The sequence below is a fragment of the Afipia sp. DC4300-2b1 genome (genome assembly GCF_049895725.1).
Lineage (GTDB): Bacteria > Pseudomonadota > Alphaproteobacteria > Rhizobiales > Xanthobacteraceae > Afipia > Afipia broomeae.
The window spans coordinates 907,979-922,117 of sequence record NZ_JAFCSX010000001.1 but is presented as its reverse complement, the minus strand read 5'-3'; the positions used below and the strand labels follow the sequence as shown (position 1 = coordinate 922,117).

Here is a 14,139-nt window from a genome sequence, read left to right as displayed (position 1 = left end):
CCTTGCATCAATGGAGTTTTATTACGCGCTTGCGGATGTCTCCGCGAGCGCGCGTGCTGGCAGCATCTTACGAACGGCGGACGACGATGCAACCTGGCCTTTTTCGGCAAAGGCTTCGTGGTTCGCTTCGATCTGATCGAGCGCGTAAAGATAATTGACCATCAGCCCGTACGACTGCTGCATGCCTTTTTCGGAGCGGTCGCCGAGGAAGTTCAGCCGCTCCAGCCGTGCGCCGTTACCGAGATGGAAGCGCGCTACGGGATCGAGCGGATGCCCGCGCGAACCCTTGGCTTCGATGAAGTAGTAAGCCGCCAGCGGCAGCAGCTCGGCCTTGACCTGTTCGGCGATGTCGGGATCGTCGGCCCAGTTCGGCGTGTCCAGCGCGTTGAGGATGGCGCGTGACGCCCCATCGAGCAGCGGCGAAGTCTCGGACGCGCGTTCGCGCTTCAGCCAGGCAGCGAATCCCGGCACCGGCGAAAGTGTCACGAAGGTATGCACATTCGGCAGTTCGCGTTTGATCTCCTCGACCACCTGCTTGATCAGGAAGTTGCCGAAGGAAATACCGCCGAGCCCGCGCTGCGTGTTCGAGATCGAATAGAATACCGCCGTCGTCGCATCGGTCGCCGGGATTGGCGCGCGTGTCAGGTCGAGCAGCGGCGCGATCGCCGCCGGGCTCTCGCGGGTCAGCGCCACCTCGACAAAGATCAGCGGCTCATCCACGAGCTGCGGATGGAAGAAGCCGTAGCAACGGCGATCCGACGGCGCGAGACGGCTGCGCAAATCGTCCCAGTTGGAGATGGCATGAACCTGCTCGTAGCGGATGATCTTTTCCAGAATGTTCGCAGGCGTGGTCCAGTCGATCCGTTGCAGCACGAGAAAACCCCTGTTGAACCACGACGCGAACAGATGAACGAAATCGCTGTCGACGTGTTTGAGCGCGGGATGATCCTTGATATGCGTCAGCAGCGCTTCGCGCATGCGCACCAGCGATGCGGTGCCGCCCGGCGCCAGATTGAGACGCCGGATCAATTCTTGCCGTCTCGGCTCGGCCGCCTTCAAAAGCTTGCTGACGGCGTCGGGTGACGTGCCCTTGTCGCGCACCACGGCGAGTGCCGCATTCAGTTCGTTCATGTCCGGCCCGAACAGATCGGCAAGTGCATTGAGGAAGGCGAGCTGATCGGCTTCACTCGCAGCCGAGTAACCCGCAAGCAGCGTGTTGGCGAGCGCGACGCCGGTGGCTTCGCCGCGCCGCGACAGCAGGGTTTCGCCAAGCCCGATCAACTCGGCCTGCGACATCGCCCGCGCGCCATTGGAGAGGCCCAGAAGGCTGCGGCCCCGCTCCGTCAGCGTGGAGAGCAGATTGCTCAAGGAGGCACGGTCCAGTCCCAGCGTCGCCATTCGTCAGCTTGCTCCTGCGCAGTCAGGCATCATCTGCCGATGATAGACAGCGAATGCGACCGATTCCAGACGGTCCGGCCCAGACTTTCGTTTGGGAATGCCTGATCCGCAGGTTGCCTGATGCGACTCAAAGCCGCGCGAGCGACGTGACGCGGTCGATGCGGTCGAACTTGTCGAGCGACAGGATGGCGTCGGCGAAGCGGTCGGCGCGCTCGTTGAGCACCGGCCGCGCGAGTTGCAGGAATTTCTGCTGCATCGCCGCCGCATCGGGAAACGATGACGGCTCGCCCGATGGATCCGGGATCAGGCGTTCCAGGGTGCCTTCACCGCTTTCGATGCTGACACGCGCGCCGAACGGATGGCTCTTGCCCTCCAGCCGGGGGTCCTGCACGACCTCGATCCTGTCAGCCAGCGCCTCGATGGCGGGATCGCCGAGCCGCTTGTAATCGTCCCAGCCGAACGAACCCTGATCGAGCGCCAGCGCACCGGTGAAGAACATCGAGAACTGTCCGCCGACCACGCTGCGCGCATGGCGCTTGGTCGCGGCATCGCCGGTGAGTGTGATGCCGTTGCGGTGCAGGCCGATCTCGACGCTTTTGATGTTTTCCGGCGTGAGATTGTGCTCGCGGCGCATGGCGATCAGGGCGTCGATGGCGGCGTGGGTGTAGCGGCAACTCGGATAGGGCTTCACGCCGATCTTCATGGTCTCGTAGATTTTGCCGAGACCAGCGGTCGCCTTGTCCGGATGAGCGTCATCGCTGTAGCCGACCAATAGGCCGTGCTTGCCCTCAACCGATTCCGTTGCGCCGATAAATCCCTCGCGGGCCAGCGAGGCGGCGACAACGCCGTTCATCGCAGCGGCGCCGACCTGATAGCGCTTGTTCCAGGCGCCGTTGACCAGAAATTGCAACGAGCCGGCGGCCTGGCTGCCGGAGACGCCGAATGCTGCGACGATCTGATCTGCACTGAGCTTGTAAAGTTTTGCCGCGGCGGCCGCTGCACCATAGGTGCCGGCGGTGGCGGTGGGGTGAAAGCCTTTTGCGTAATGCGAGGTTGGATCGAGCGCATTGCCGAGGCGGCAGCAGACCTCATAGCCCGCGACGATGGCTGTCAGCACGTCGCGGCCGCTGGCCTCCACGATCTCGCCGACGGCGAAGGCGGCGGGCACAACGGGCGCGCTCGGATGCAGCGAGGAATCCGCGTGGGTGTCGTCGAAGTCGAGCGAGTGGCCGAGCGCGCCATTCAGCAGCGCGGCGATGGCGGGCGTATAGGTTTTGGCGTCGCCGCACACGGTCGCATCGCCCTTGCCGTCGAGGCCGAGGGTCGCCAGCATCGCCAGCAAGGACGGCGTCGATTCCGCCTCGCTGCGTGCACGCACGGCGCTGCCCAGAAAATCGAGGGTCAGCGCCTTGGCGCGCTCCAGCACCTCTGGTGGAATGTCTTCATATCTGAGGTTTGCGACGTAAGCGGCCAGCGTTGCGGTTTCATTCGCCATTGTTGTTTTCCCGTTCGTTGGGCGGCAGACTAGGCATCCTGCGGCGGATGTTCAACCCGTTGGGGTTCATGCCTGTCTTGACATACGTGAGGTACCGCGATGACCTGCGGGGCAGCGCAGGTGTTCGATTTCATCATGTGAATGGCCATGTTTACCGGCATCGGGTTGATCGCTTTTATCTGCATTTTTGGCGCTGGAATGGTGGGCTTCGCGCTTCGCGGATTTCTGCCCGAACACCACCGGACGGATGCGACGAGCAAAACGGTGCACAACGTCATGAGTGTTGTCTCACTCCTGGCTGCACTCGTGCTCGGTCTTCTGGTCGCAAGCACGAAATCGAGTTTCGATGTGCGGACTCAGGAGGTGCAACAGTTCAGCGCCAATCTAACCCTGCTTGACCGGGAGCTTGTGCATTTCGGTCAGGATGCAACAAAGATGCGTGAGTTGCTGCGCGGATTCATGGCACACAAAATTGCCCAGCTATGGGCCAATCGCGGCACCGACAAAGTGAATGAAGCCGCCGAGTCGGTGAGGCTGCTCGACGAGATCGAGGACGGACTGCGCCAGTTCGTGCCGCCGAACGCGGCTCAGATCGAGGGGCGCAGGAACGCGCTGGACATTATTCGGGATTTGAAGCGGACCAGCCGCCTCTTGTCCGTCCAGCAGATCAACACGACCCCGCGTCCGTTTCTAGTTGTCGGCATCTTCTGGCTCAGCGTGCTGTTCCTGTGGCGCGGGGTATTCGCTCCGTTCAACGGCACTGTGATCGCCGCGTTCTTCCTGGGGGCGCTGTCGGTGTCGGTGGCGATCAATTTGATTTTCGATATGGACCGGCCGTTCAGGGGATTCATTGAGGTCTCGCCCGTGCCGATGCAGCAGGCACTGGACCGGATGAAGCCTTAAGCCGGGCGCGCTGTTTGGTCAGATATCGGGATCAGGTCTTGGACTTCCGGATGTAGGGCCAGAACGCGAAAACGGCGACAATGATGGTGGCGATCACGGTGGCCATCAAGGTCTGGATGATGTCGAAGTGCTGGCTATCGCGGGCGACAAACAGCGCAGTAATCGGAGCCGCCAGCGTGAGCAGCAAACGCACAAATAAGGACATGACCGGCCTCCCTTGCACATGCCGCCCTTTGCGGGTCCCAGAAGTCCGATAGCGCGCAGGTGCTCATTTGCCTTTGATCCGTGTCAAGGCGGCCAGGTTTGATGCGCGTCAGACCTGCCGCAGCATGGCCGGAACGATGATCCGGTGAAACGGCATGATGGTCGCAAGATAGACGCGGCCGAGCAGGTTATGGGTCATCACCAGCGTGGTCGCGGTGACCTGACGGTCGGGCAGGCTGCCGGTGACATCGACGATCACGCGGAAGTCGAGATGCCTGTCATCGAATCCCGCCACCAAACGCTGTGGCGTTTCACTGATGACGGGAAACGGCCCGATCGAATCCGCGGCGATGGTTTTTGCATGCGAAGGGGTCTTGAGGCCCAGTGGTGCAACGACGAGATTCCGCAGCTTCATCAGACCGCCGATCCAGCGCGGCAGACGCAGAAACATGCGTTCTGCCGCCTGTCGCGCAGTGAGCGCGTCGTCGTTCACCGCGATACGAAACGCATCGGCGAACTGCGCGCCGGGAAGCAAGGCCTTCATGCCGGCGTCGGCTTCGAGGTCTCGAACGCTAGAAGCCTGAACGGTCATGTTGCAGCCTCAGCCGTTGTGTCAGCCCGCGGAAGCGCAATACCAGCAGGATGGCATAGATGCCGGTTCCGATCGACAGGCCGATCCAGACTCCGATCGCGCCCAGGTTAGTCCAGAACGCGAGCCCATAGGCCGCGGTGAAACCGATCAGCCAGTAACTGATGGCCGCAAGCAGCAGCGGGATGCGGGTGTCGCTGAGACCGCGAAGCGCGCCGGCGGCCACGGTCTGGATGCCGTCGGCGATGAAGAAGGTTGCGCCGACCAGCATCAGCGTGGCGGCGAGTTCGATCGCAGCCAGGCCTTGGCGCGTATCGCCGAAGAAGAAACCCGCGAGGTCAAATCGCACCACGATCACGGCAAGCGTCATTGTCGTCATGAAGATGATGCCGAGCACAATCGCAGCCACGCCGGCGCGGCGGATCGCCGGGACATCGCCGCGCCCCAGCGCCTGCCCGACGCGCACGGTCGCGGCCATTCCAATGCCGAACGGCACCATGAACAGGATGGCCGCGATCTGCAGCGCGATCTGATGCGCGGCGAGCGCGGTCGTGCTGATCAGCCCCATCAGCAGGCCGGCGGCGGAGAACAATCCGTACTCCAGCAGGAATGACACCGCGATCGGCGCGCCGATGATGACAAGCTGGCGCATCAGCGGCCAGTCGATCCGCCAGAACCGTCCCAGCACGTGAAATTTTCGGAACGGCCGCTGGCTGTAGGTGAACCACAGGGCCGCAGCGCACATGCCGAAGTTCACAGTGGTCGTGGCGACGCCCGCGCCGAGCAATTCCAGCTTCGGCATGCCCCAATGGCCGTGGATCAAGGCGTAGCCGAGCACGGCATTGGCAGGGATCGCAGCCAGCGTGATCCACAGGCCCGGCTCGGGCCGGTTGACCGCGCCCATGAAGTTGCGGATTGCCATGAAGCACAACGCGGGCGCCATGCCCGGCGCGAGGCCGAGCAGATAACGCTGCGCGAGACGGGCATTCTCCGGCGCCTGACCGAGCATCAGGAGAATCTTCTCGCCGAACAGCGGCAGCATCATCATCGGAACGCACAGCAGCAGCGCGGCCCACAGGCCGACGCGAAGCGCACGGCGAACCGTGCGCGGCTGACGGGCGCCCAGCGCCTGAGCTGCGAGCGGCGCCACGGCGGACACCAGTCCCATGCCGATCACGAAGGCGACGAAGAACACCGTATGCGCCAGCGACGCTGCGGCGACAGCAGTGTCGCCGAGGCGGCCGATCAGCGCGAGATCGGTCGTCATCATGGCGATCTGTCCCAGTTGCGTCAGGGCAATGGGCAGGGCGAGCTTGATGGTTTCAATAAACTCGGTCGCGACCGGATTGCGGGCCGCGATCCGGGCTGATTGTGTTGTCTCGACGCTGGCCATGATGACTGAGTAGCACCGCAGCCTGACAAAATCATGGTCCAAGGCTGCGGCGTTTCGCGGCCGCCGCTATTTTCTGCCGTTCTGCCGCTCCGCTGCGCGCTTGAGGGCTTCCGCGAGTGCGCCGCCGCCCGAAGGGGCGGGTTGCGATGCGGCCCGCTGCTGGGACTTTGACAGGGGACGCTCCTGCTGGCGCGGGGCGCTGCGCGCGGTGCGATCGGAGGCCGGTCCGATCTCGTCGTCGAGACGCAGCGTCAGCGCGATGCGCTTGCGCGGAACGTCGACGTCCAGAACCTTGACGCGCACGATGTCGCCCGGCTTCACCACATCGCGCGGGTCCTTGATGAAGGTGCGCGACATCGCGGAAATATGGACAAGGCCGTCCTGATGCACGCCGACATCGACGAATGCGCCGAACGCCGCGACATTCGTCACCGCGCCTTCCAGTACCATGCCGGGCTTGAGATCGCTGACCTTTTCAACGCCGTCCATGAACACGGCTGCCTTGAACGCGGGCCGCGGATCTCGTCCCGGCTTCTCAAGCTCGCGGAGGATGTCGGTGACGGTCGGAAGACCGAAGGTTTCGTCGACAAAGCTCTGCGGCTTCACCTGCCGCAGGATTTCGGCGTTGCCGATCAGCGCCCGGATGTCACTCTTGGTGGCGGTGAGGATGCGGCGCACGACGGGGTAGGATTCCGGATGCACGCCTGAGGCATCGAGCGGATCGTCGCCGCCCGTGATGCGCAGGAAGCCGGCGCACTGCTCAAACGCCTTGGGCCCGAGACGCGGCACCTCTTTCAGCGCCTTGCGCGAACGGAAGGGGCCGTTGGCGTCGCGGTGCTGGACGATGCTCTGCGCGAGGCCCGTGCCGATGCCGGAGACGCGCGCCAGCAGCGGCGCAGAGGCGGTATTGGCGTCGACGCCGACCGCGTTCACGCAGTCTTCCACCACGGCATCGAGTGAGCGCGAGAGTTTTGCCTCGCCGAGATCGTGCTGATATTGCCCAACGCCGATGGATTTCGGATCGATCTTGACCAGTTCGGCCAGCGGGTCCTGCAAGCGGCGTGCGATGGACACCGCGCCGCGCAGCGTCACGTCGAGACCGGGCAGTTCCTCGGAGGCATAGGCGGACGCCGAGTAAACCGATGCGCCGGCTTCCGACACGACGATGCGCGTCATCTTCAGTTCCGGCAGCAGCTTCACCAGGTCGCCGGCGAGCTTGTCGGTTTCGCGTGATGCCGTGCCGTTGCCGATCGCGATCAGTTCCACGCGATGCTCGCGCGCGAGCTTTCCGAGGATCGCGAGCGATTCGTCCCAGCGGCGCTGCGGCTCGTGCGGAAAGATCGCGGTGGTCGCCACGACCTTGCCGGTGGCATCGACCACAGCGACCTTCACGCCGGTGCGGTATCCCGGATCAAGGCCCATGGTGACACGCGCTCCCGCAGGCGCGGCAAGAAGCAGATCGCGCAGGTTCGCGGCAAAGACGCGAACGGCCTCTTCCTCGGCTGCGGTCCACAGCCGCATGCGCAGATCGATGGAGATGTGAATGAGAATCTTCGTTCGCCACGCCCAGCGCACGGTTTCGGTCAGCCATTTGTCGCCGGGGCGTCCCTGATCGGAGATCGAGAACTGCTGCCGGATGCGCAGTTCGTACGAACTCACAGCAGCAGGTGTCGCCGCCGGCGGCTCGGGAAGAATCTGCAGGTCGAGGATTTCTTCCTTCTCGCCGCGGAACGCGGCGAGAATGCGGTGCGACGGCAGCTTGTGCAGCGGCTCGCTGAAATCGAAATAGTCGCTGAACTTGGCGCCGGCTTCCTGCTTCCCCTCGCGCAGCTTCGACGTCAGCACGCCGTTCGACCACGCATCTTCGCGCAGCGCGCCGATCAGGTCGGCGTCTTCCGCGAAACGTTCGACGAGGATCGCGCGTGCGCCCTCAAGCGCGGCGGCGGCATCGGCCACCTGCTTGTCGGGATCGACGAAGGGCCCGGCGGCGGCGTGCGGCTCGTTTGCGGGCTGGGTCAGCAACAGGTCCGCCAGCGGCTCGAGGCCCGCTTCCTTGGCGATTTCCGCCTTGGTCCGGCGCTTGGGCTTGAACGGCAGATAGATGTCCTCAAGGCGGCCCTTGCTGTCTGCCGCCATGATGGCCGCTTCGAGAGCGGCGTCGAGCTTGCCTTGCTCGCGGATCGAATTGAGGATGGTGGTACGCCGCGCCTCCATCTCCCGCAGATAGGTCAGGCGTTCGTCCAGCGTGCGCAATTGCGCATCGTCGAGCGCGCCCGTCACCTCCTTGCGGTAGCGCGCGATGAAAGGCACGGTCGAGCCTTCGTCGAGCAGCTTGATGGTGGCTTCGACCTGCGCTTCGCGAACGCCGAGTTCGTCTGCAATCTGTTGGGAAATTGTCTTGGCCACGGCGGATCCTTCAACCAGGAGAGATCGCCGCGGCAATTGAGTCGCGGCAAGGGGGAAGCGGCTTATGGACCACGGTCCATGTGCGCATCAAGCCCGATCATCGTGCCCGGATGTGGATGAAACGTGGCAATGCGGCGCACGTCTCAGGCGATCGTGAACGTCAATCGAATAAGGATCAAACGTCCACGTTGGCGTCGAGCGAATTGTCCTGGATGAACTCGCGGCGCGGTTCGACGACATCACCCATCAGCTTCGTGAAGATGTCGTCGGCGGCGTCGACTTCCTTGACCTTGACCTGCAGCAGCGAACGGGCATTGACGTCGAGCGTCGTCTCCCACAATTGCTGCGGGTTCATTTCGCCGAGGCCTTTGTAGCGCTGATAGGTCACGCCCTTGCGTCCGGCATCGGTGACGGCCTCGAACAGGCTGACCGGTCCGTGGATCGGCGTTTCGGTGTCCTTGCGGCGGAGCACGGCGCTGCGCGGATAAGCCTCCTGCAGCCGTCCCGCATATTCGTCGAGCTTGCGCGCCTCGGCGGAGCCGAGCAGCGCGTCGTCGATGATGGCGACATCCTTGACGCCGCGCACGGTGCGCTCGAAGAAATAACCTTCGCCTTCGGTGAAGCGTCCGACCCAGCCGCGTTCGACCTCGTCGGCCAGCGCGTCGAGGCGCTTGGCGATATAGTCGGCGGCCTGGTTGGCGGTCTCGATGTTGCCGATCACATGAGGGCTGAGCACACCGGCGATCGCGGCCTGCTCAATCACGGTGCGGTTGTAGCGGCTATGCAAGCTGTTCAGAATGCCCCGGATGACGCGTGCGTCCTCCAGCAGTGCCTGAAGATCGCGGCCCTTGCGGTCCTCGCCCGATGACAGCTTCAGAACGCAGTCATCAAGACCGGTCTCGATCAGGTAATCTTCCATCGCGCGCTCGTCCTTGAGGTACTGCTCGGACTTGCCGCGCGTCACCTTGAACAGCGGCGGCTGGGCGATGTAGAGAAACCCGCCTTCGATCAGCGCCGGCATCTGCCGGAAGAAGAACGTCAGCAGCAGCGTACGGATATGTGCGCCGTCGACGTCGGCGTCGGTCATCACGATGATCTTGTGATAGCGCAGCTTCGAGATGTCGAAGTCGTCGCGTCCGATGCCGGTGCCGAGCGCCGTGATCAGCGTGCCGATCTGCTCGGATGAAAGCATCTTGTCGAAGCGTGCGCGTTCGACATTGAGAATCTTGCCGCGCAATGGAAGAACCGCCTGGAATTCGCGGTTGCGGCCCTGCTTGGCGGAGCCGCCTGCGGAATCACCCTCGACGATAAAGAGTTCGGATTTCGCCGGATCGCGTTCCTGACAGTCGGCCAGCTTGCCGGGCAGCGAGGCGATGTCGAGCGCGCCCTTGCGGCGGGTCAGATCACGGGCCTTGCGTGCGGCTTCGCGCGCGGAGGCGGCCTCGATCACCTTGCCGACAATGGTCTTCGCTTCCGACGGATGTTCCTCGAACCAGGCCGAGAGCGCCGCGTTCAGCACGTTTTCGACCACGGGGCGCACTTCCGAGGACACCAGCTTGTCCTTGGTCTGCGACGAGAACTTCGGATCTGGCACCTTGACGGAGAGCACAGCCGTGAGGCCTTCGCGGCAATCGTCGCCGGTCAGCGCGATCTTTTCCTTCTTCGCCATGGCGTCGGCATAGCCGGTGACCTGACGCGTCAGCGCGCCGCGGAAGCCCGCCAGATGCGTGCCGCCGTCGCGTTGGGGAATGTTGTTGGTGAAGCACAGCACGTTCTCGTGGTAGCTGTCGTTCCACCACATCGCGACTTCGACACTGATGCCGTTCTGCTCCGCGCGCATCACGATCGGGGTCGGCACCACGGGCTTCTTGTTGCGGTCGAGATATTTGACGAATTCCTCGACGCCGCCCTCGTAGAACAGTTCCTCGCGTTTTTCGACCGCGTGACGCATGTCAGAGAGCGTGATGTTGACGCCGGAATTCAGAAACGCCAGCTCGCGCAGGCGGTGCTCCAGCGTCGCGAAATCGTATTCGACATTGGTGAAGGTTTCGGTCGAGGCGAGGAATGTCACTTCAGTTCCGCGCTTGCCATTGGCATCGCCGACGACTTCCAGCGGGGCGACGGAATCACCGTGCTTGAACTGGATGTAGTGTTCCTTGCCGTCGCGCCAGACGCGCAATTCCAGCTTGCTCGATAGCGCGTTGACGACGGAGACGCCGACGCCGTGCAGGCCGCCGGAGACCTTATAGGAATTCTGGTCGAATTTTCCGCCGGCATGAAGCTGGGTCATGATGACTTCAGCGGCCGAAATGCCCTCGCCCTTGTGGATGTCGGTGGGGATGCCGCGGCCGTCGTCGCGTACGGTCACCGAGTTGTCTGGATTGAGGATGACTTCGACGCGGGTAGCATGGCCCGCAAGCGCCTCGTCGATGGCGTTGTCGACGACTTCGTACACCATGTGATGCAGGCCCGAGCCGTCATCGGTGTCGCCGATATACATGCCCGGCCGCTTGCGGACGGCGTCGAGACCTTTCAGCACCCTGATCGATTCAGCGCCGTATTCCGCACCGGGATTGGCGACAGGTTCGGCGCTGGTTTGCCGGGCTGGTTCGGTCATGAGTTGCCTTCGAAAATGGTTCGGCAGAGAGATCGAATCGGGTCGCGGAAAATGCGCCTTCGATTGTCGATTTGTGCCATGAAAACAGACAAGCTCCTAGGACAAAGTGGCGTCCTGCAAGCTGTTGATTAGATAGGATTTTCTGGCTGTTTTTCAAGGCTCCGAAGAGGCATTTTCGGGGCTGTGGAAAAGCTTGATTCGCGCAGCATGCGGGAGGGCTTTTGGGGGCGAGATCGCGGCCCGGTTCAGCCGCGCGCGCGCCGTTTCACCGTCCCCGCCTCGACGTCGAAAATATCCGCGCGCGCACCGATGTCCGTGAATGCGACCGGATCAGCGCCGGTCATCCAGACCTGTGCGCCGAGGGCGGCGAGTTCGTCGAACAGCGCGGCGCGGCGATTGGGATCGAGATGGGCGACGATTTCATCGAGCAAGAGGAGCGGCGTGATGCCGGTCATCTCGGCGACCAGAGTGGCGTGGGCCAGCACGAGGCCGATCAGCAGCGCTTTCTGTTCGCCGGTGGAGGCATCGCGCGCCGGCATGTTCTTGGGCGCGTAGATGACCTGCAGATCTGTCAGGTGCGGCCCGTTCAGCGTGCGACCCGCGGCGGCGTCTTTTGCACGGCTTTCCCGCAGCATGTCGCGGTAGCGGTCTTCGACGGCGGTGGCGGTCTCGGTCAGCAGCGCATTCTCCATCCAGCCGTCGAGTGCAATCAGCGCCGACGGAAACACTGATTTGCTGCCGCGCGCGGCCAGCATCGAACTCAATCGCTGCAATGTCTGGCCGCGCTGGGCGGCGACCGCGACCGCGAGTTCCGCGGTTTCACGCTCAATGGCGTCACACCAGTGCGCATCGAAGTTGCGGTCTTCCAGCAGCCGGTTTCTTGAGCGCAGGGAACGATCCAGCGCCGAGACGCGGCTGGAATGCTCAGAGTCGATCGCCAGCACCAGACGGTCGAAAAAGCGACGTCGTTCCGACGCCGCGCCCATGAACAGGCCGTCCATGGCGGGCGTCAGCCACACCATGCGCAGATGATCGCCAAAGGCCGCCGCGGAGGTCACCGGCTCGCGGTCGATGCGCACGCGGCGGGGCGAGGACGCGCCGTCGGCGCGGGGCGCGTCGATGCCGGTGCCGAGCGTCGCAAGGCCGAGTTCGCCTTCCACCTCGGCGGACACCGCCCAGGAGCCGTCGCCCTGGATATCCGCAACATCATCGAGCGTGGCGCGGCGCAGGCCGCGTCCGGGCGAAAGAAACGAGATCGCCTCCAGGCAATTGGTCTTGCCCGCACCATTGGGGCCGACCAGCACCACGACATCGCCGCGCGTCTCCACACTCCCCGCACGGTAGTTGCGGAAATGCGTCAGGCTGAGGCGGAGAATGCGGGAGACGGTCATGGTGCGCTAGATAGCAGGCCTGAGAACGTCACAACAGATGTCGATCGTCATTGCCGGGCTTGACCCGGCAATCCATCGTCCGCATCAGCGGACAATCTCACTATAAAGATCGTTCCAATCAGGATTCTGTGCGACGATTAGATCGATCTTCCACTCGCGCGACCAGTGTTTGATGTTTTTTTCGCGCTGGAGTGCGGCAGCGATAGTGTCATGCTGCTCGAAATAAACGAGCGTTTTAACGTCGTAGCGTTTGCTGAAAACTCTCGGCGAGTCCTTCACGGTGTGCGTAGATGCGGCGTATCAGATCGTTGGTGACGCCCACATACAGCGTGCCGCCCGGCCTGTTGGCAAGGATGTAAACCCAATATCTCATTCGAGGATGATGGATTGCCGGGTCAAGCCCGGCAATGACGATCTTCAATTTTGTCGGATCGCGGGCACCCTCTCCCACAAGGCGAGAGAGAAAGTGCATTCACGTCATAACAGTAAAATTACACCCGCATCGGCATCAGCACGTACAGCGCGCCCTTGGAGTCCTTGTCCTGCACGAGTGTGGGCGAGCCGGGATCAGCCAGACGCAGCACCGCGACCTCGCCTTCGATCTGCGCCGCGATGTCGAGCAGGTAGCGCGAATTGAAGCCGATATCGAGCGGGTCGGAAGCGTATTCGACCTCCAGCTCTTCCGTCGCGCTGCCGGAATCCGGATTGGTCACGGACAGCACGAGCTTGCCGGCGGACAGCGCCAGTTTCACGGCGCGGCCGCGCTCGGATGAGATGGTCGAGACGCGGTCCACCGCCGCCTCGAAATCCTTCTTGTCGACGATCAGTTCCTTGTCATTGTTTTGCGGAATGACGCGGCCGTAGTCGGGGAATGTGCCGTCGATCAGTTTCGAGGTCAGCACAACATCGCCGATGGTGAAGCGAATCTTGCCCTGCGACAGCTCGATCTTCAGCTCGGCCTCGTTGTCTTCGATCAGGCGCTGCACTTCGCCCACGGTCTTGCGGGGCACGATCACGCCCGGCATACCGTCGGCGCTCTTCGGCAACGGCAGGTCGACCTGTGCGAGGCGATGACCGTCGGTCGCGACCGCGCGCAGCGTCGCGGCCTTAGCGGTGCCCGCGGCGTGCAGATAGATGCCGTTGAGATAGTAGCGGGTTTCTTCGGTCGAGATCGCAAACTGGGTGCGGTCGATCAGCCGCTTCATGTCAGCGGCGGCCAGCGTGAATGAATGGGTCATGTCGCCGGCGGCGAGATCGGGGAAGTCGCTTTCCGGCAGCGTCTGCAGCGTGAAGCGCGAGCGTCCCGCGCGGATCGCCAGCACGGAGCGGTCGCCGTCGCCCTCCAGCACGATCTGTGAGCCGTCCGGCAGCTTGCGCACGATGTCGTAGAACATGTGGGCGGGAACGGTGGTCGATCCGCCGGTACCGGTTTCCGCCGCCAGCGTCTCGGTCACTTCAAGATCGAGGTCGGTGGCCTTCAGGCTGAGGCGCGACTTGTCGGCACGGATCAGCACATTGCCCAATATCGGAATTGTGTTGCGGCGTTCGACCACGCGATGAACGTGGCTCAGTGATTTGAGGAGTTGCGCCCGCTCGACGGTAACCTTCATGACAATTCCGCCCGATCCCAAGTCCGTATCGTTATTGGAGGTGCCGGACGGCTGGACAGCACGCCGCGGCGACTGAACCCTGCGGACCGGCAAAACGGGAGTTTCGCCGGGGTCCACGGGGGACCGTAAGGTG

Annotated in this window: 10 protein-coding genes and 1 pseudogene; 1 reads left to right on the top strand and 10 read right to left on the bottom strand. The window is 63.2% G+C overall.

Annotated features, from left to right (window positions below; translation table 11 throughout):
- Positions 1 to 21 precede the first annotated feature (21 nt).
- A complete protein-coding gene (locus tag ACP7AL_RS04560) occupies positions 22 to 1,398 on the bottom strand; it encodes a malonyl-CoA decarboxylase (protein ID WP_425989326.1) in 1,377 nt (458 codons plus the stop codon).
- A gap of 127 nt (positions 1,399 to 1,525) precedes the next feature.
- A complete protein-coding gene (locus tag ACP7AL_RS04555) occupies positions 1,526 to 2,893 on the bottom strand; it encodes an MmgE/PrpD family protein (protein WP_425989324.1) in 1,368 nt (455 codons plus the stop codon).
- Between the two features lie 147 nt (positions 2,894 to 3,040).
- Between ACP7AL_RS04555 and ACP7AL_RS04550 the strand changes: the two genes are divergently transcribed.
- Positions 3,041 to 3,796, top strand: a complete 756-nt coding sequence (locus ACP7AL_RS04550; protein ID WP_425989321.1) for a hypothetical protein — start codon at positions 3,041 to 3,043, stop codon at positions 3,794 to 3,796.
- Between the two features lie 31 nt (positions 3,797 to 3,827).
- On the opposite strand, the gene ACP7AL_RS04545 is transcribed toward ACP7AL_RS04550, so the two are convergent.
- The 8 genes and pseudogenes from ACP7AL_RS04545 to dnaN all read right to left on the bottom strand — a co-directional run bounded on the left by ACP7AL_RS04545 (position 3,828) and on the right by dnaN (position 14,006).
- Positions 3,828 to 4,001, bottom strand: coding sequence for a hypothetical protein (locus tag ACP7AL_RS04545; protein WP_192817758.1), 174 nt, complete (start codon positions 3,999 to 4,001; stop codon positions 3,828 to 3,830).
- 108 nt (positions 4,002 to 4,109) lie between these two features.
- Positions 4,110 to 4,592, bottom strand: coding sequence for a DUF2867 domain-containing protein (locus tag ACP7AL_RS04540; protein WP_425989318.1), 483 nt, complete (start codon positions 4,590 to 4,592; stop codon positions 4,110 to 4,112).
- Positions 4,573 to 5,982: an MATE family efflux transporter gene (locus tag ACP7AL_RS04535; protein WP_425989315.1), complete on the bottom strand. Its 1,410-nt coding sequence runs from the start codon at positions 5,980 to 5,982 to the stop codon at positions 4,573 to 4,575. Before ACP7AL_RS04535 ends, ACP7AL_RS04540 begins: the two co-directional genes overlap by 20 nt.
- A gap of 66 nt (positions 5,983 to 6,048) precedes the next feature.
- Positions 6,049 to 8,388 carry a Tex family protein gene (locus ACP7AL_RS04530; RefSeq protein WP_425989313.1) on the bottom strand — a complete coding sequence of 780 codons (2,340 nt, stop codon included), beginning with the start codon at positions 8,386 to 8,388 and terminating at the stop codon, positions 6,049 to 6,051.
- A 175-nt stretch (positions 8,389 to 8,563) separates the two neighbouring features.
- Complete coding sequence (gyrB, locus tag ACP7AL_RS04525; RefSeq protein ID WP_425989311.1) at positions 8,564 to 11,005, bottom strand: DNA topoisomerase (ATP-hydrolyzing) subunit B; 2,442 nt, start codon at positions 11,003 to 11,005, stop codon at positions 8,564 to 8,566.
- A gap of 245 nt (positions 11,006 to 11,250) precedes the next feature.
- Positions 11,251 to 12,396, bottom strand: a complete 1,146-nt coding sequence (gene recF / locus ACP7AL_RS04520) for a DNA replication/repair protein RecF (protein WP_425989308.1) — start codon at positions 12,394 to 12,396, stop codon at positions 11,251 to 11,253.
- An 84-nt stretch (positions 12,397 to 12,480) separates the two neighbouring features.
- A pseudogene (locus tag ACP7AL_RS04515) lies at positions 12,481 to 12,769 on the bottom strand (GIY-YIG nuclease family protein).
- 118 nt (positions 12,770 to 12,887) lie between these two features.
- Positions 12,888 to 14,006 carry a DNA polymerase III subunit beta gene (dnaN, locus tag ACP7AL_RS04510; protein ID WP_024921220.1) on the bottom strand — a complete coding sequence of 373 codons (1,119 nt, stop codon included), beginning with the start codon at positions 14,004 to 14,006 and terminating at the stop codon, positions 12,888 to 12,890.
- Between the last annotated feature and the right edge of the window lie 133 nt (positions 14,007 to 14,139).

Coding starts and splice junctions, on each gene's coding strand:
- ACP7AL_RS04550 (WP_425989321.1), top strand. CDS start 3,041: ATGTTTACCGGCATCGGGTTGATCGCTTTTATCTGCATTTTTGGCGCT.
- ACP7AL_RS04535 (WP_425989315.1), bottom strand. CDS start 5,982: ATGGCCAGCGTCGAGACAACACAATCAGCCCGGATCGCGGCCCGCAAT.
- gyrB (WP_425989311.1), bottom strand. CDS start 11,005: ATGACCGAACCAGCCCGGCAAACCAGCGCCGAACCTGTCGCCAATCCC.
- ACP7AL_RS04545 (WP_192817758.1), bottom strand. CDS start 4,001: ATGTCCTTATTTGTGCGTTTGCTGCTCACGCTGGCGGCTCCGATTACT.
- recF (WP_425989308.1), bottom strand. CDS start 12,396: ATGACCGTCTCCCGCATTCTCCGCCTCAGCCTGACGCATTTCCGCAAC.
- ACP7AL_RS04555 (WP_425989324.1), bottom strand. CDS start 2,893: ATGGCGAATGAAACCGCAACGCTGGCCGCTTACGTCGCAAACCTCAGA.
- ACP7AL_RS04560 (WP_425989326.1), bottom strand. CDS start 1,398: ATGGCGACGCTGGGACTGGACCGTGCCTCCTTGAGCAATCTGCTCTCC.
- ACP7AL_RS04540 (WP_425989318.1), bottom strand. CDS start 4,592: ATGACCGTTCAGGCTTCTAGCGTTCGAGACCTCGAAGCCGACGCCGGC.
- dnaN (WP_024921220.1), bottom strand. CDS start 14,006: ATGAAGGTTACCGTCGAGCGGGCGCAACTCCTCAAATCACTGAGCCAC.